Annotated in this window: 13 protein-coding genes; 6 read left to right on the top strand and 7 right to left on the bottom strand. The window is 71.6% G+C overall.

Annotation, left to right across the window (positions count from 1 at the left end):
- Position 1 precedes the first annotated feature (1 nt).
- The 5 genes from ACFWYW_RS22270 to ACFWYW_RS22250 all read right to left on the bottom strand — a co-directional run bounded on the left by ACFWYW_RS22270 (position 2) and on the right by ACFWYW_RS22250 (position 9,288).
- The gene (locus tag ACFWYW_RS22270) at positions 2–4,816 is read right to left on the bottom strand and encodes an SDR family NAD(P)-dependent oxidoreductase (RefSeq protein WP_379620953.1); all 4,815 of its coding nucleotides are present in this window, start codon (positions 4,814–4,816) and stop codon (positions 2–4) included.
- A complete protein-coding gene (locus tag ACFWYW_RS22265; protein WP_379620955.1) occupies positions 4,794–6,389 on the bottom strand; it encodes a non-ribosomal peptide synthetase in 1,596 nt (531 codons plus the stop codon). Before ACFWYW_RS22265 ends, ACFWYW_RS22270 begins: the two co-directional genes overlap by 23 nt.
- 22 nt (positions 6,390–6,411) lie before the next feature.
- Positions 6,412–7,569: a peptidogalycan biosysnthesis protein gene (locus ACFWYW_RS22260; protein WP_379620957.1), complete on the bottom strand. Its 1,158-nt coding sequence runs from the start codon at positions 7,567–7,569 to the stop codon at positions 6,412–6,414.
- A 44-nt stretch (positions 7,570–7,613) separates the two neighbouring features.
- Positions 7,614–8,552 (bottom strand): sulfotransferase domain-containing protein, encoded by a 939-nt coding sequence (locus ACFWYW_RS22255; protein ID WP_379620959.1) that lies wholly within the window; start codon positions 8,550–8,552, stop codon positions 7,614–7,616.
- A gap of 148 nt (positions 8,553–8,700) precedes the next feature.
- Positions 8,701–9,288, bottom strand: a complete 588-nt coding sequence (locus tag ACFWYW_RS22250) for a helix-turn-helix domain-containing protein (protein WP_379620961.1) — start codon at positions 9,286–9,288, stop codon at positions 8,701–8,703.
- An 87-nt stretch (positions 9,289–9,375) separates the two neighbouring features.
- On the opposite strand from ACFWYW_RS22250, the gene ACFWYW_RS22245 reads away from it, so the two are divergent.
- The 3 genes from ACFWYW_RS22245 (at position 9,376) to ACFWYW_RS22235 (ending at position 11,514) form a co-directional block, all read left to right on the top strand.
- A complete protein-coding gene (locus ACFWYW_RS22245; protein WP_379620963.1) occupies positions 9,376–10,005 on the top strand; it encodes a class I SAM-dependent methyltransferase in 630 nt (209 codons plus the stop codon).
- Positions 10,006–10,015: 10 nt separating this feature from the next.
- A complete protein-coding gene (locus tag ACFWYW_RS22240; RefSeq protein WP_379620965.1) occupies positions 10,016–10,456 on the top strand; it encodes a DinB family protein in 441 nt (146 codons plus the stop codon).
- 68 nt (positions 10,457–10,524) lie between these two features.
- On the top strand, positions 10,525–11,514 hold the full coding sequence (locus tag ACFWYW_RS22235; protein ID WP_379620967.1) for an alpha/beta fold hydrolase: 990 nt from the start codon (positions 10,525–10,527) through the stop codon (positions 11,512–11,514).
- A 7-nt stretch (positions 11,515–11,521) separates the two neighbouring features.
- Here ACFWYW_RS22235 and ACFWYW_RS22230 read toward each other — a convergent pair whose 3' ends face one another.
- The gene (locus ACFWYW_RS22230; protein ID WP_379620969.1) at positions 11,522–12,202 is read right to left on the bottom strand and encodes a TetR/AcrR family transcriptional regulator; all 681 of its coding nucleotides are present in this window, start codon (positions 12,200–12,202) and stop codon (positions 11,522–11,524) included.
- A gap of 103 nt (positions 12,203–12,305) precedes the next feature.
- On the opposite strand from ACFWYW_RS22230, the gene ACFWYW_RS22225 reads away from it, so the two are divergent.
- The gene (locus ACFWYW_RS22225; RefSeq protein ID WP_379620971.1) at positions 12,306–13,016 is read left to right on the top strand and encodes an NAD(P)-dependent oxidoreductase; all 711 of its coding nucleotides are present in this window, start codon (positions 12,306–12,308) and stop codon (positions 13,014–13,016) included.
- Between the two features lie 25 nt (positions 13,017–13,041).
- On the opposite strand, the gene ACFWYW_RS22220 is transcribed toward ACFWYW_RS22225, so the two are convergent.
- Entirely contained in the window at positions 13,042–13,857 is an 816-nt protein-coding gene (locus tag ACFWYW_RS22220) for a class I SAM-dependent methyltransferase (protein WP_379620973.1), read from the bottom strand.
- Positions 13,858–14,050: 193 nt separating this feature from the next.
- Here ACFWYW_RS22220 and ACFWYW_RS22215 point away from each other — a divergent pair, with 193 nt between their 5' ends.
- Both ACFWYW_RS22215 and ACFWYW_RS22210 read left to right on the top strand, forming a co-directional pair.
- Positions 14,051–14,752, top strand: a complete 702-nt coding sequence (locus tag ACFWYW_RS22215) for a VOC family protein (protein ID WP_379620975.1) — start codon at positions 14,051–14,053, stop codon at positions 14,750–14,752.
- A gap of 106 nt (positions 14,753–14,858) precedes the next feature.
- On the top strand, positions 14,859–16,106 hold the full coding sequence (locus tag ACFWYW_RS22210) for an MFS transporter (RefSeq protein WP_379620977.1): 1,248 nt from the start codon (positions 14,859–14,861) through the stop codon (positions 16,104–16,106).
- The last annotated feature ends 5 nt before the right edge of the window (positions 16,107–16,111 follow it).

Raw genomic sequence — 16,111 nt, 5'->3', positions numbered from 1 at the left:
CTCACCCGGTCAGCCGCCGCAGCTCGGCGACCAGTTCGGTCACCGTCGGGTGGTCGAAGATGGCCGCGATGCCGACGTCCACGCCGAACGCGCGGCGGATCTCCTCCACCAGCTCCACCGCGGTGAAGGAGTCGCCGCCCAGCTCGAAGAAGTCGTCGTCGGGGCCGACCGCGTCCGCGCCGAACGCGGCGCACCACATCCGCGTCAGCCGGACCTCCAGTGACTCCTCCTCCGACGGCGCGCCGCCCGGGTCGCGCCCGGGTGAGCTCCGCCGCTCGACGTCTGGGGCGTCCGGCCTGACCGCGGCGTTCCGCAGGACCGCGTCCTGTCCCGACATGGTGATCGCCACCTGCCGGTGGCCGGGTCCCCGCAGGATGCGCAGCAGCATGCCGACCCCGGTCGCGGGCGTGATCCCGTCGCCGGCGCCTCGCTGCTCGCGCGGGGCCACCATGGACTCGTCGACGCGGCGCATGGTGAAGCCCCTGACCTCGACCGCGACCTCACCGGCGGCCGTCAGCACGTCGATGTCGGCCACGATCGTGTCAGAACCGCTCGGGCGGCGGCGGATGTGGCTGTACGCACGCGCCGGGATCGGCCGGTGCACCACGATCGACTGGTAGGCGAACGGCGCGTGCGGCGGCTCATGGTCGGGATCGCGGGCCAGTGACACCGCCGCGTCCAGGAGGGTGGGGTGCAGCGCGTGCTCGGCGAGCTCGTGGCCGAACGCCTCGGGAAAGGTGAGGACGGCCAGCTTCGTGCCCGCGTCCGCCCCGGAGGTCCAGATCTCCTCCTCCGGCCAGTGCGGGCCGATGGTGAACAGCCGGTTCCCGGCGTCGTTGACGGGGACCCGCCGATCGGGCAGCGACGCGCGCAGGCCGTCCAGGTCCACCTCACCGGCGCCGGCGTCCACCAGCCCGATCTCACCCGTCGTGTGGACGCGGTAGTCGCCGGAGGACGGCGGCGCGGTGCGGACGGTGAACCGCCAGGAGTCATCGTGCGGCTCGAAGCCGACCTCCAGGCAGACGGGCTCCGGGGTGGTGATCGGCTGCCGGAAGACCATGTGGCGCAGCTGCGCGGGCCGCCCGTCCGGGTGGCCGATCGCCTCGCGGAAGGCGCGCAGCACGAAGTCGACCTGGGCGGTGCCGGGCAGGACCGGGACGCCGTCCATGCGGTGTTCGTCCAGGATCGGATAGTCCTCGGCCGACAGCGGGGCCGACCACCGCACCTCCGTCGCCGACGCCGCACGCGCGCTCTGGCGGGCGGCCATGCCGACCTCGGACCACGACGGCCAGTTGATGGTGGTCGAGGCGACACCGGCCAAGGGCTGGCGGCGTACCACCGCGTCGAGGAAGGCGTTCGCCGCGGCGTAGTCGGCGCTGCCGACCAGGCCCCGCAGCGCGGCGCGGCTGGAGAAGGCCACGAAGAAGTCCAGGCCGGCCCGGCCCCCCAGGACCTCGACCAGCGCCAGCGTTCCGTGAACCTTGGGCGCGAGCGTCGCCGCCATCTGCGCCCGCGTCCGGAACTGGATCATGCCGTCGCCCGCCACGCCCGCGAGGTGGAACACCCCGTTGGCGACCCCGAAGGAGTCGAGCACGCGCCGCAGCGCGGCCGCGTCGGTCACGTCGCAGGTCTCGAAGCGGCACTCGGCGCCCAGGGCCCGGATCGCGGCGAGCGCGGCGTCGTGCCCGTCCGTCGCGGTGCGGCCGAGCAGCAGCAGCCGCGGCCGTGTACCGGTCTCCGCCAGGCCGCGCGCCACGGCCAGGCCGAGGCCGCCGAGCCCGCCGGTGATGACGTAGGCGCCCCCGTGCCGCAGGTCGACCGGGCCGGGACCGCCGGGGACGAGTTCGCGCTCGCCGGGGACCCAGCGCCGGTCCCCGCGCAGGGCGACGATCTCCGATCGCCGCGGGCCGCGCAGCTCCGCGAGCAGCCGATCTCCGCTGACGCCGTCCTGGACGTCGACGAGCTTGCACGTGGCGCGCGGGTTCTCGAGCATGTAGCTCCGCAGGAGGCCGAGCAGCATGGCGCGTACCGGATGCACGCTTTCGCCGCCCGTCACGTCCGCGGACCGCTCGGCGAGGACCAGGACGTCGCGGGCGCGCTTGTCGGGCGCCCGGCGCGCCGCCTCCCGCAGAAGCTCGACGAGGCGGTGGAATCCGGCGTCGAGCTGGGCGTCGATGCCGCTCAGATCGGGTTCGGCCAGGGCGCCGAGCTGTGTCGCGTCGATGATGAGCTCCGGGTACCGGTGCTCTTCGCGCAGCTCGTCCAGCAGCCGGGCGACGTCGGCGGACGCGGTGCCGTACGGCACCCGCGGCACGTCGCCGAGCAGGGCGAGCAGGTCGCCGGCCCGTCGCGCGTCGGCGGGCAGGAACACCAGCGAGGGACCGGGAACGTCAGCACCGTCAGGTGCGGCAGGTGCGGCCTCCACCCACGTGGGAAGCCGGAACACCGCCTGGCGTTCCGTTTCCTCGACTTCCTCGACGACGGGCGCGGCGCGCTGCTCGATCCAGAACCGCTCGCGCTGGTACGGATATCCCGGCAGCGGTACGCGCGCACGCGGCCCCGCCGGCCAGTTCACCTCCGTGCCCAGGGTCCACAGCCGGGCCAGGGCGTGCAGGAAGGAGCTGCGTTCCGTGGCGCCCTTCGACGGCCCGCTCGGGAGCGTCGGGATCGCCAGGTGCCGCTTGGCGCGTACCTGCGGATGCGCGCGGGCCAGGGTGGTGAGCGTCCGCCCCGGGCCCACCTCCAGCAGCACCCGGTCACCGTCCGACAGCACGGCCTCCAGCGCCTGTGAGAACAGGGCGGGCCCGGTGAGCTGCCGGATCCAGAAGTCCACGCTCCGCGCCTCGGCCGGGCCGCCGGTGGAGGCGGAGTAGATCTTCCAGCGGGGTCTGCGCGGCGCGATGCCGTCGAAGGCCAGGCGCAGGAGTTCGGCGGAGCCGCTCGCACGGGCGCTGACCAGCCGTACCGCTTCCGGGAGTGTGAACACCTCGGCGAGCGCGGCGGCCGCGAGCTCTCCGACGCCCTGGCCGAGCAGCGCGCCGGGCTCGACGCCCAGCGTCAGCCACAGCCGTCCCAGCGCGTACTCGACGCTGAACGGCGACGCGTCCCGCCGCCCCTGGGCCGCGAACAGGGCGGAACACTCGTCGAACGCCGCGCGGAACACCGGTTCGGTGCGATGGAGCTCCGCCGCCATACGTTCGTGCCGCGCCTCTTCTCCCGGGAACAGGAACACGGTGCCGCGCTCCGCCCGCTCCTCCGGCGTCACGATCCGCCGCGCGGGATCGAGGACGGCGGCGGCCGCGTCGGCCACGCTCTCCACCACCACGGCCCCCCGGACCGGGTGCGGCGTGCGCCCCTTCTGCAGGGTGAACGCGACGTCGGAGAGCGGCTCCGCGCAGTCCTCGAAGAACCGGGCGAGCCGCTGCGGATACGCCTCGGCCGCGGCCGGGGTCCGTCCCGACCAGACGATCAGCTGCACCGGCTCCGGAGCCGGTTCGGTCACGCGGGACGGCGCCTCTTCGAGGATCGCGTGCGCGTTCGTGCCGCCGATGCCGAAGGAGCTGACCCCGGCCAGGCGCCGCCGGCCACCCTGTCGCGGCCACGGCCGCGACTTGTCGTTGACGACGAACGGCGAGTTCTCGAGGCCGAGCAGCGGGTTGACGTTCTCGACGTTGATGCTCGCCGGAATCTGCTCGTGGCTCAGCGACAGCGCCGCCTTGATCAGCGAGGTGATGCCCGACGCGTGACCCAGGTGGCCCACGTTTCCCTTGATCGATCCGATCGGGACCGCGGGTTGCGACGGGGCCCGGCCGCGGAACGCCTTCTTCAGCGCCGAGATCTCGATGGCATCACCCAGGCGGGTCGCGGTGGCGTGCGCCTCCACGTACCCGATGTCCTCGGGGCCCACGTCGGCGGCCTCCATGGCGCTCAGCACGACCTCCGCCTGCCGGTCGGCGCTGGGCGCGGTGAAGCCGACCTTGGCCGCGCCGTCGTTGTTGACCGCCACGGCGCGGATCACCGCGGAGATCCGGTCCCCGTCGGCCAGGGCGTCGGCGAGCCGCTTGAGCACCACGACGCCGGCGCCGCTGGCGAAGATCGTGCCGGTGGCGGCCGCGTCGAAGGGGCGGCAGTGGCCGTCGCGGCTCAGCGGGCCGTCCTGGGCCCACCAGTACCCGTGACCGACCGGGAACTCGACGTCCGCGCCACCGGCCAGCGCGACGTCGCACTCCTGGAGGCGCAGCGCGTTCACGGCGAGATGCACGGCCACGAGCGAGCTCGAACACGCGGTCTGCACGGTCATGCTCGGCCCGTGCAGGTTCAGCTTGTAGGAGACCAGCGTCGAGGCGCTGTCGGGGTTGTTCCACATGCCGGCGGCCATGCCGGTGGCGCTGCGCAGGGCCTCCAGGCTGCCGAGCACCCGGCCGATGGCGTACCGGTTCGCGGCGACCGACGAGAACACGCCCGTTCTGCCCAGTTTCGCGGGGTCGTAGCCCGCGTTCTCGACGGCGGCGTGCGCCGTCTCCAGATACAGCCGTAGCTGGGGGTCGCAGGTCTCGGCCTCCCGCCGGGTCAGGCCGAAGAACCCGGCGTCGAACAGGTCGAGGCCCGCCGGTTCCGCCACCGCCCTGACGTAGGCCGCGTCCTCCAGCGCCGCGCCCGGCACGCCGCTCGCGCGGAGCTCGGCCTCGGCGGGGAAACGCACCGCCTCCTCGCCGGCCACGAGGATCTCCCAGAGCCGCCGGGTGTCCGGCGCCGCCGGGAACCGGCCGGCCATCCCGACGATCGCGATCGGCTCAACGAGGTTGCCCATCATCATCCGCCCTCCGAAGATAGCCGGCGAAGCTGTTCAGGCTCGGATACTGGAAGACCAGCAGGGGAGAGATCTCCGTCCCGAGCCGGACCGAGACCTCCGACACGAAGGCCATGAGCGACATCGACGTGAACCCGGCCTCGAAGAAGCCGCCGTCAGGGTCGATCTCGCCGCCGCCGAGAGCCGACCGCGCGCTTTCGCGCAGAACCTCCATCAGCGTCGCCGGGTCGTCGTCGCCTTGGTCGTCGTCCGGCCACGCGTCCCGCACCTCGATGCTCGACGGCATGACCGCGGGGTCCAGGTGGTCGCGCAGCACCGCGCGGACCTCGTCCTCCGTCGTGGTGCCGCCCACGACGGTCAGGCGCACGGACCCGACGCCCCCGCCGTCCTCGACGAACGTCGCCACCGACTCGACGACACCGGCGACCTTGGCCGCCGCGCCCTCGATCTCGTCCAGCTCCACCCGGGCGCCGTTGACCTGGACCTGCCGGTCCGCCCGCCGGACGAAGCACATCGAGCCGTCCGGCAGCCGGCTGACGATGTCACCGGTGTCGTACCAGCCGCGCCCGTCCTGGCCGGGAGTCAGCAGAGGCGTTCCGTCGGTGTAGCCGAGCGCGCAGGCGGCTTCTTCAACGTGCAGCCGCCCTTCACCGTCGGCGGGGACGATCCTGGTGACGGCATGGCCGAGGGGGCGTCCGATGGGAACCGGGTCCTCGCTCACGGCCCCCTCTCCGGGCGGCACCCGGTGCATGCACAGCACCTGCGGGGTCTCCGACGCGCCGTAACAGTTGGCGATGGTGGCGTTGGGGGCGAACCGGGCCGTCGCCCGCAGCGTCGCGGCCGTGAGCCGGGCTCCCGCCGAGCAGACCAGCCGCAGGCTGCCGACGGGCGGCGACGAGCCCGCCATGAGCCGCAGCAGGACCGGGGAGCCCTGGAGCACGGTGATGGCGTGCTCCGCCAGCCAGGCCGCCGTCAGCCGGGGATCGGCCGCCGTGCGGCGGCCGGGGATGAACAACGTCGCGCCGGTGAGCCAGGGCGCGATCAGCTCCCGCAGGCTCGGGTCGTGGCCCGGCCTGCTGAGGAAGGCGACCCGATCGGATCCGTCCATGGGCAGTTCGTCGAAGAACGCCGTGCTGGCGGCCTCGAAAGCGGGTCGCCCGACCACGATCCCCTTGGGGCTGCCCGTCGTGCCGGAGGTGAAGAGGATGTGGCTGGCCTCTTGCGGCTGCTCGTCCGCGGTGGTGTCCAGAAGTTCCAGGGCGCCCGACGGTCCGAAGGTCGCCGCGGCGCGGGCGGCCGTCAGCGCGCCGCGTACCCGCTCGGGACCCCAGTCCCCCAGGATCGCCGGTACGGCTCCCGCCGCCCAGACCCCCGCGAGCCGCGCGACGAACTCCGGGCTCCGCTCGGCCGGCACGCCCACCACGCGGCGCTTCAGTAGGTGACTCCCGACATGGTTGCCGACGTCCGCGCCGAGTGCGGCGACGTCGCCGAAGGTGAAGGCACGGCCCTCGTGGACCAGGGCGACGGCGCCCGGGTCCCGAGGCCGTCCGAGAAGCCCCCGTTCGTGGCCTCGGCTCACGCTGTTCTCCCTCGTTGTCACGTCACAACAGCTCATCCCACACCGCGGGGAAGTAGGTGGGGTGAGCGCTGCGTAACTGGCGCCAGTGCGTCCTGCGTTCCTCCGCCTGCTCGGTGCCGATCCGCCGGTCCCGGCCGTCCGCCGCCCACGCCAGGTGCACCAGCGGGAGCACGGCCGAACCGCGCCGGGCCTTGCCCAGCTCCGCCCCCGCGCCGGTGACGACCCTCGACAGCCCGGCCGCGTAGGCGTGCTTGACGGGTTCGTAGATCGCCGCGTTGAAGTACACGAACGGGTCGGGCGCCCCGTCGTCGAGGCGCCCGAAATCGGTCACGTACAGCCGGTCATGCCAGCGGCACATGACCCCGGCGCCGACGAGCCGGCTCCCCGCCCGGCACAGCAGGGCCGTGGCCGCGGCGTCCCCGAGCGCACGGGCATAGGCCGACAGGCGCCGCGTGACCACGTCCACGCTGTACGCCATCCCGTGCTTGGCCCGCACGTTCACGATCATCGGAGCCACGGCCGGGATGGCTTCCCGGAGAGGCACGGTCTCGGCCGAACACTCCTTGGCGAAGACGCCCGTCTCCCTGCGCGCGCTGGTGCGGGTGTTGCGCGGCAGCGTCGCCAGGTAGTCCTCGAAGCCCGCTCCGGGGAGCTCCAGCTCGGTCTGCGCGACGCTCGCCAGCCGGTGGTGATCTCCGTCTGCGGTCACCGGTGCGAGCTCTCTCCACGCGGCGGCGTCGAGAAACAGGAAGAACGTGTACGGGAGCCCGCGCTCGGCCGCGACGGCGCGGGCGGCGTCCCGGAGCGCGCGCAGGACGGCGGTCTTGGCCGGGCTCGGCAGGGCGCGGTCCACGATGAGCCGCGTGCCGAACCCCGCGCAGGAGCCGGCCAGCAGTCCCAGCCGGCCACCGCGCGAGCTCGCGGCGATGAGGTCGCGAAAGTGCAGTTCGGGCCAGCTCAGGTAGTCGCCGCGGCTGGGGAGTGAGTCGTAGAGGGGCAGGACGCCGAGGACGCGCGGGTCCCCGGGCCGCCGGGCTATCAGGTACGTGACGGGTGCGTCACCGGACTGCTCCAGGGCCCGCAGCCACGCGTGGCTCTGGTACAGGTCCCGCGGGTCGGCGACGTCATTCCACGCACGCTCGGAAATGCCGCCTAACGAGGGGACGCGCTCGACCGTCACAAACTCAAGCGCGTCGGGTGGTTTATCCGGAATTTCCTGATTTATCATCGGTTATCGGGTCTGTGATGGAGCCATTCCAGCAAGCCGGGCTCCGCGAGTTCGGCCATCCGGCGGTCGTAGCGCGCCCGGTCCTCGGTGGTGAGGAACTGCTCCCATTCGCCTGACTTGCCGCTGCGGAAAAAGCGTTCGCGATCACGGATGTAGCCCAGTTGCTCGTCGGGCGCCAGTTCGGTCGCGCGGTCGCGCATCTGCCGGAACGTGGCCGCCTCGACCAGTTCGGGCCACCTGCTCTCGGGGATGTCGATGCCGAGCCGTTCCGCGAGCCGGCGCATCTGCCCGGCGAGGTCGGCGGACAGGTCGGCGTAGTGCAGCAGGATGACGTTCGGCTGCTCGCGGCGCACCCAGGCGCGGCTCTGCGTCCAGATCAGCGCACGCAGCGAGTCGAGGTTGACGAACGGCGAGTCGTCGTTGTCCACCCAGCGTAAGGTGTACGACCGCTCGTCGAGCAGGTCCCGCTCGTCATAGGCGTCCACCGGCGCCTCCGACCCGCCGGGACCGGGGTGGGCGGCCTGGTTGATCAGGCGGCGGATCACGTCGCGCTTGAGGTTCTTGCCGTGGCTGCGCAGGGATATGGCGACGTCGCGGGGGTCACGGCCCACAGTGATGTAGGTGACCTGCGGATCGCTCGGGATTCCGTCGAGCGGGATGTGGGTCTTGATGAAACGGCGGTGCTGCTGCGCGGCCAGGCGGTCCCAGACCTCCTGCTTCGGACGCACGAGCATGTCGATCCACGGGGAGAGGCTGGACAGGGGCGCGGGCAGCCGGGGCGTCTGGAAGATCAGGAGCGCGCAGATCATCTGCGTCCAGGTGGTGCCGCACTTCGCCGGCGAATTGATGACAATGTCGCCAGGCCGGAATTCGAACCCGTCCCACCGGGAGCTGTCCTCCATCGGTGTGAGGTAACGAGCCAGATGCGTCGTCATCGACGTGATTTTAATCACCGATTGGCAATTAAGGAAGGGCGGAAATTGCCGGAACTCTTTCCGTATAGGAAAAGCGTTTGACCATATTCCTGATCTGATGGGAAGGGAATTTGTAAACGCTGGTATAACTCCATATGGAAATACCAGGTCAGCGGCGTTGGTGAGGGTGGGCGCGCACGTGCGCGCGCTCGCCCTGCAGGCCGAACAGGATGAGCAGCTCGACCGCTCCCCCGTCGGCGCTGCCCAGCCAGTGCGGCAGGGACGTGTCGAACTCGGCCGCCTCACCGGCCGGCAGCGTCAGGTCACGCTCCCCGAGCACCAGCCGCAGCCGCCCGCTGAGCACGTACAGCCACTCGAAGCCGTCGTGGGTCTGCGGGGTCGGCTCGAGCGGCTCCGGCACGGCCGGGATGATCATCTTGAACGCGTGCACCCCGCCCGGCCGCCTGGACAACGGGATGAAGATCATCCCGAAACGTTGCACCGGCTTCAGATGGATGCGGGGGTCGCCCGTGCGCGGAGCGCCGACCAGGTCGTCCAGCGGCACGTCGTAGGTACGCGCCAGCGGCAGCAACAACTCCAGCGTCGCCCGGCGCTGCCCGCTTTCCAGCCGGGACAGGGTGCTCTCCGACACCCCGGTGGTCGCGGCGAGGTCGGCGAGGGTGAGGCCGCGTTCCCGCCGCAGCGTACGCAGCCGGGTCCCCACGCCGTCGAGCACGTCATCCGTTTCTTGGTCCACGGGGCCATCTTGCCAGAACCGCAAGTTTCCTTGCCGAACCATGGCAAGCCCGGTGAACCTGGGCGCGTCACGACGGAAGGAACCTCGATGAGCACCACCGATGCGGCCACGTTCTGGGACGGCGTCCACACCGCCCGCCCGGCCGCCACCGACCCCCGGCCGAACGACCGCCTCGCCGAGACGGTCGCGGACCTGCCGCCCGGCGCCGCGCTGGACCTCGGCTGCGGCGCCGGCGGCGACGCGCTGTGGCTGGCCCGCCGCGGCTGGCACGTCACCGCCGCCGACATCTCGGCCGTGGCGGTCGAACGGCTCGCCCGCCTGGCCCGTTCCCGCGGCCTGGGCGAGCGGGTCGTCGCCGAGCGGCATGACCTGCGTGAATCCTTCCCGCGAGGCGGGTACGACCTGATCTGCGCCCACTACCTGCACACCCCGTTCGACCTGGACAGGGCGAGCGTGCTGCGGGTGGCCGCGTACGCGCTGCGCGTGGACGGGCGCCTGCTGGTCGTCGACCACGGCTCGGCCACGCCGTGGTCGTGGAACCAGGATCCCGATGCCCGGTTTCCCGCCCCGCTGGAGGTCGCCGCGGGGATCGATCTGGACCCGGCGACGTGGACGGTCGAACGGGCCGACTCGCCCCGCCGGATCGCGACCGGTCCCGGCGGGCGTACCGCCGAGGTGACCGACCACGTCCTGCTCATCCGCCGCACGGCACCGTAAGGAGATCACGATGACCCGTAGAGACACTCCGCCGCCCCGCACCGGCGGCGGCGAGACCGAGGTCCTGCGCGGCTTCCTCGACTACCTCAGGAACTCGATCGCCGCGAAGGTCGACGGCGCCCCGGAACCCCAGGTCAGAACGGCGGCAGTGCCGTCGGGCACGAACCTGCTCGGCCTGCTCAACCACCTCACGTTCGTCGAGCGCGCGACGTTCCTCGGGGACAAGGTCACCAACTGGCCGTCGACCTTCCGGGCGGCGCCGGCCGACAGCGTCGCCGACGTCGTCTCCCGCTACCGGGAGACGGTCGAGCGCGCGAACGAGGTTCTCGACCGGAACACCGACCCGGGCAGTGTCCGCTGGGCGCTCGTCCACATGATCGAGGAGACCGGCCGCCATGCCGGTCACGCGGACATCCTCCGCGAACTGATCGACGGCGCGACCGGCCGCTGACTCCACCCCTTCATCCAGGACAGGAACACATGATCTCCGCACCACGGCCACGCCGTCTTCTGCGCACGATGGCCTCTCTCACGCTCGCCGTCCTGCTCACCGCCGGCGCGGGCGCCTGCGCCGCACCGGCGGCCGGGCCCGCTCCCGCTTCCGCCTCCGCTCCTGCCCACACCGCCGCCACGCGGAACGACCCCAAGTTCACGAGCACCTTCCGGCACGAGTTCGCCGACGTGGACGGCGTCCGAATGCACTACGTGGCCGGCGGCAGCGGTCCGCCGGTCGTCCTGCTGCACGGCTGGCCGCAGACCTGGTACGGCTGGTGGCCGATCATGCCCGAGTTGGCCAAGCACCACACCGTCTACGCCGTCGACCTGCCAGGACTGGGCGACAGCACCGGCTCCCCGACCGGCTACGACAAGGCCACCCTCGCCCGCTACGTCCACACCCTGATGGCCGAGCGCCTGGGTGTGCGGGACGCCCGCGTGATCGGGCACGACCTCGGCGCCGCCGTGGCCTTCCAGTACGCCGCCCAGTTCCCGGCCGACACCGCCCGCCTCGGCTACCTGGACCTGCCGCTGCCCGGCCCCGGCATCGACGCGCGCACCTACCGCTCGCTGAGCTGGCACATCGCCTTCCACTCCCAGCCCAAGGTCCCCGAGACGGTAGTGGGGGACGACGTCCGCGACTACCTGGCCCTGTTCTACCCCCAGGTCTCCTTCGGCGGCACCGCGTTCGGCGGCACCTCGACCCGATCCCCGTTCACCGACGCCGAGATCAACGAGTACGCCAGGACCTACAGCCGCCCCGCGGCCCTGTCCGGCGGCTTCGACCTCTACCGCAGCCTGGACAAGGACGTCGGCGACGCCAAAGCGGCCAAGCCGGTCCGCGTCCCGGCCCTGGTCATGAGCGCCCAGGGCCAGATCAAGGCGATCAAGGCCACGGTGGCCCCGCGCCTGACCAACATCGTGCGGGCGGTGGACGTGCCGAAGGCCGGGCACTGGCTCGTGGAGGAGAACCCCCGGTTCGTCACCAAGGAACTGCTGCGCTTCCTGGCCTGACCACCGGCTACCGCCAGCCTTCCCGCCGGCGCTCCAGCCCGTCGAGGATCAGCCCGAGGCCGACGTCGAACTCCTCCTGGTAGGCGTAGTCACCCTTGAGACCCCGCTCGGCGAGCATCTCGCTGAGATGCGGGAACTCCTCGTGCGGCAACTGCTCCATGATCGAACCCGCCACGTCCTCCAGCCCCTCCGGCGAGGTGAACGGCAGGCTGAGCTCCTGGAGCGTGAACCCGTAGATGTAGCCGTCCAGCACCGAGATCGCGTGCGAGGCGCCGGCGATCGAGAATCCGCCCGAGCGCAGGCAGCCGATGACCGCGTCGTGGTGGCGCAGGGTGGCGTTGCCGGGGTTGGTGCGCGAGTCCATGAGGCGGATCGCCCACGGGTGGCGGGTGAGGGCCGCGCGCATCGAGGCCGACCGGCGGCGCATCGCCGCCTGCCAGTCCATGCCGGCGGGCGGGAGTTCGATCTCGCCGAAGACCACGTCGATCATGCCGTCGAGGATCAGGTCCTTGTTGCGGAAGTGGTGGTAGAGCGACATGGCCTCGATGCCGAGGCGGTCACCGAGCCTGCGCATGCTCGGCACGCCGGTGCCCGCCTCGTCGGCCAGCGCGACCGCCGTACGGATCACCACCTCTTTGGTGAGCGTGTTGCGCCGGGGCGCAGGCGTGCCGGCTGTCTCGGTGTCCACGACGTTCTCCTGCCTGTTCTGCTGGGACGGCTTGACAACCTTACACTGCAAGGTTCTACCCTTACGCCGTAAGTGTAGGTGTTGCGGAGCAGAGGAGCGGGCCGTGGAACCGATCGGTTCGGGCAAGAAGGTGTGCGTCGTCGGCGCGTCGGGAAAGCTCGGGCGCTACCTGGTGCGGCACGCGCTGGACCGGGGCTACGAGGTCGTGGGCGTGTGCCGGGAGCAGAGCGTGGCCAAGCTCGCCGACTTCGAGGGACGCGTCACGGTGATCCCCGGAGCCACCAACACCCCCGCGATCATCGCGCGGGCGGTGCGGGACTGCGACGCCGTCCTCACGGTGCTGGTGCCCTGGGGCAGGAAACGCTATGCCTCCGGTACGGCCCAGGCCGTCCTCGACCACGCGCGCAAGGACGCCCGCCTGGTGTTCTCCTGCGGCTGGCACATCACCCGCGACGGGAAGGACGTCTATCCCCGGGCCTTCAAGCTGTACGCCGCCGTGTTCGGCCGGCTGGCCAAGATCGCCGGGGTCGTCGACGTGGACGACCAGGTGGAGGCGTGCCGGCGGATCTTCGCCAGCGACACCCGCTGGACGGTCGTGCGCGGCAGCGACTTGGAGGAGGGCGAGAGCCAGGGCCTGCCGGTGTGGAGCCGGCACGTGGGCGATCCGATCCTCGCGAGCAACCTGACCCGTCGCGTGGACTACGCCCGTTTCATGGTCGAGGCGGTGGAGGACGACGGCCTCGTCCACGAGGCCCCGGCCATCGTCGGCCGGCTGACCCCCTCGGCCCTCGCGCACACCGGCGATCCGGCCTGAGCGCCCGCCGGCCGGATGGTCGTGATCATCCCTTCGGGCGGGCCGCCCAGACGGTGCGTTCGGTGCGGACCATGAGGTCGTCGCGGCGCAGGATGCTGTGCGGGCCTTCGGTGTCGAGCAGGCGGTCGAGCGCGGCGAGGTCCTCCGGCGCGAGGAGGCCGGCGACGCCCTCGCGGATGCGGCGCAGGCTGGCGAGGGCGTAGCGGCCGACCGCCTCGTTGCCGGAGCCGCCGATGTTGACGGTGAGCGTGCGTTCGCCCTCGATGACGAATCCGGCGGCGGTCAGCTTCGGTCCCCAGTCGGCGCCGCGGTGCGGCACGTGCTCGGCGTGGAAGCGGGCGCTCGCCGCGTGGCAGCGTTCTTCCAGGCCGGGGCGGTCCTGCGGGGCGTACTCGGGCAGGAATCTGGGGAAGCCGGCCAGTTCGACGACGGCGAACAGCCCGCCGGGCGCGAGGATGTCGCCGACCTCGCGCAGCGCGCGGCCGGGGTCGGCCAGGTGGTGCAGGGAGGCCGAGGCCCACACGAGATCGGGCGTGCCCAGATCGGGCCAGCCGGTGTCGAGGTCGGCCTGGATGGTGACCACCTCGCGGGTACCCGCCTTCTCGCGCAGGCGGTGCAGGTGCTCGGGCGAGGAGTCGACGGCGATGACGTGCGCCTCGGGGAAGCGGGTGAGGAGGGCGAAGGTGCCGGCGCCCGTTCCGCTGCCGAGGTCCACGATCCGGCGAGGGGGCGTATCGATCGGCAGCCATGCGGTGATGGCGGCGAGGTGGCCGGCGAGGACTTCGGCGTCCAGGTCGAGGATTTCCGCCTGGGCGTGGTGAGAGGCGTCGTGTGGGTGCATATCCCCACGTTAGAGCGGGTATGCGGATGTGGCACGAGGTCTTGCCGGATCCGCAAGACGATGGTCGTGGGGGCTGCCGGACGCGCAAGGCCGCCGGATTAAAGCGTTGGCGGCGTCGTCAGCGGGCCGACTAGCGTTGCGTCGTTCACACGCCTGGTGTGCGTGCCGCACATCACCTGATGGGAGATGCCGGATGACCTCTCAGCTCGCCGCGCTCTGCTTCGACGCCAAAGATCCACTCCGTCTCGCCCGCTTCTGGGGCGAGCTCCTGGGCCGGGAGGTGACCGAGGACCCCCGCGACGGCGTGGTGCTGCTGCCGGGCGCCGACACCGAGTTTCCCCTCCGGTTCCTTCCGAGCCCGGCCGAGAAGCTGGGCCCGAACCAGTGTCACTTCGATCTGACGAGCGAGTCCCCCGAGGGCCAGGAGCGGACGGTGGCGCGGGCCCTCGAACTGGGCGCCGAGCACATCGACGTCGGGCAGTTGCCGGAAGAGGGGCATGTGGTGCTGGCCGACCCCGAGGGCAACGAGTTCTGCGTCATCGAGGCGGGCAACAAGTTCCTGGCCGGCACCGGGTTCATCGGCGCGCTGTCGTCCGACGGCACGCAGGCGGTCGGCTACTTCTGGAGCGAGGCTCTGGGCTGGCCGCTGGTCTGGGACCAGGACGAGGAGACCGCGATCCAGTCGCCGCACGGCGGCTCGAAGATCACGTGGGGCGGTCCGCCCGTGGCGCCCAAACTCGGGAAGAACAGGCTCTACCTCGACCTCTCCGCCTCCGGTCAGGAGGAGGTCGACCGTCTCGTCTCCCTCGGTGCCGCGGTGGCCGGGCAGAGCGAGGACCGGGTGGAGATGACCGACCCCGACGGCAACGAGTTCGTGGTCCTGATCTCCCGATGACGGCCGGCGGGAATCTCTCGGGTCGCTCAACCGTTCGAAGTTAGCTGGTGATCCCCGCTTGGCAGGGTGGCCCGCGTACTGATCCAAGCGCACAGAGGAAGACGACATGACCACGACCACCGGCTGGCGGCGCAACGTCGCCCTTTTCCTGACCGGGCAGACGGTTTCGCTGTTCGGCTCGATGATCGTGCAGTACGTGGTCATGTGGTGGGTGACGCTGCAGACTCAGTCCGGGCTGGCGGTCGCCCTCTACGCGGTGGCCGCGTTCCTGCCGCAGGGCGTGGTGTCGATCTTCGGCGGGGTGCTGGCCGACCGGATGAACCGCCGTGTGCTCGTGATGATCGCCGACGGCGGCATCGCCGCGGCGACGCTGGTGCTGGCGATATTGATGGCCAACGGCGTGACCGACCTGTGGATCGTCCTGCTGGCCGTCGCGGTGCGCTCGGTGGGGGCAGGCGTCCAGACCCCCGCGGTCCAGGCGATGATCCCGCAGATCGTGCCCAGCGAGCACCTGATGCGCGTCAACGGGATCTTCCAGACGATCCACTCGGCGATGGCGCTGCTCGCGCCCGCGGCCGCCGGAGCGATCTTCGCCGCTTTCGGCGTCGTCCCGGTCTTCTTCCTGGACGTGGTCACCGCGGTCATCGGCATCGGGCTGCTCGCCCTGGTCGCCGTCCCGACGCTGGAGCGGGTGACCGAGTCGACCGCCTCCTACCGGCAGGACCTGGTCGAGGGCATGCGCTACATCAAGAGCCAGCCGGTCGTGCGCTGGCTGCTCGTCGTGTACGCGACGATCTTCCTGCTCACGGTGGCGCCCACGTTCATGACGCCGCTGATGGTCGCCCGCACCTTCGGCCGCGACGAGTGGATGCTGGCCGTCCTGGAGGTCGCCTTCAGCGTCGGCATGCTGCTCGGCGGCGTCCTGATGTCCACGGTGCTGGCCAAGCGCAGCCCGGTGGGGCTGATCCTCATCGCCGTCTACGGTTTCGGGCTCGCGACCGTCGCGCTCGGGCTGAGCACCAACCTCTGGGTCTTCTACGGGTTCATGTTCCTGATCGGGCTGCTGGTGCCGCCGTTCTCGACCCCGTTCATGACCTTGATCCAGGAGACCGTCGAACCCGGCATGCAGGGGCGCGTGTTCAGCTACGTCACGATCGTGATGGCCCTGGCCACGCCTTTCGGCACCGTCGTGTTCGGGCCGCTGGCCGACGTGGTCAGCGTGCAGGTCCTGCTGATCGCCGCGGGCGTGGCGGCGGTCGTCGCGATCGCGTTCGCCGCCCGGCTGCCGTCCGGCCGGGCCACCATGGCCGCCGCACGGAAGCTGGCCGAGCCGGTCCCGGAGTCCGTAACCTGATCGTT

Origin of the sequence: Nonomuraea sp. NPDC059023, assembly GCF_042740095.1 — a bacterium.
Classification (GTDB): domain Bacteria; phylum Actinomycetota; class Actinomycetes; order Streptosporangiales; family Streptosporangiaceae; genus Nonomuraea.
This window is presented reverse-complemented; position numbering and strand designations above follow the sequence as displayed.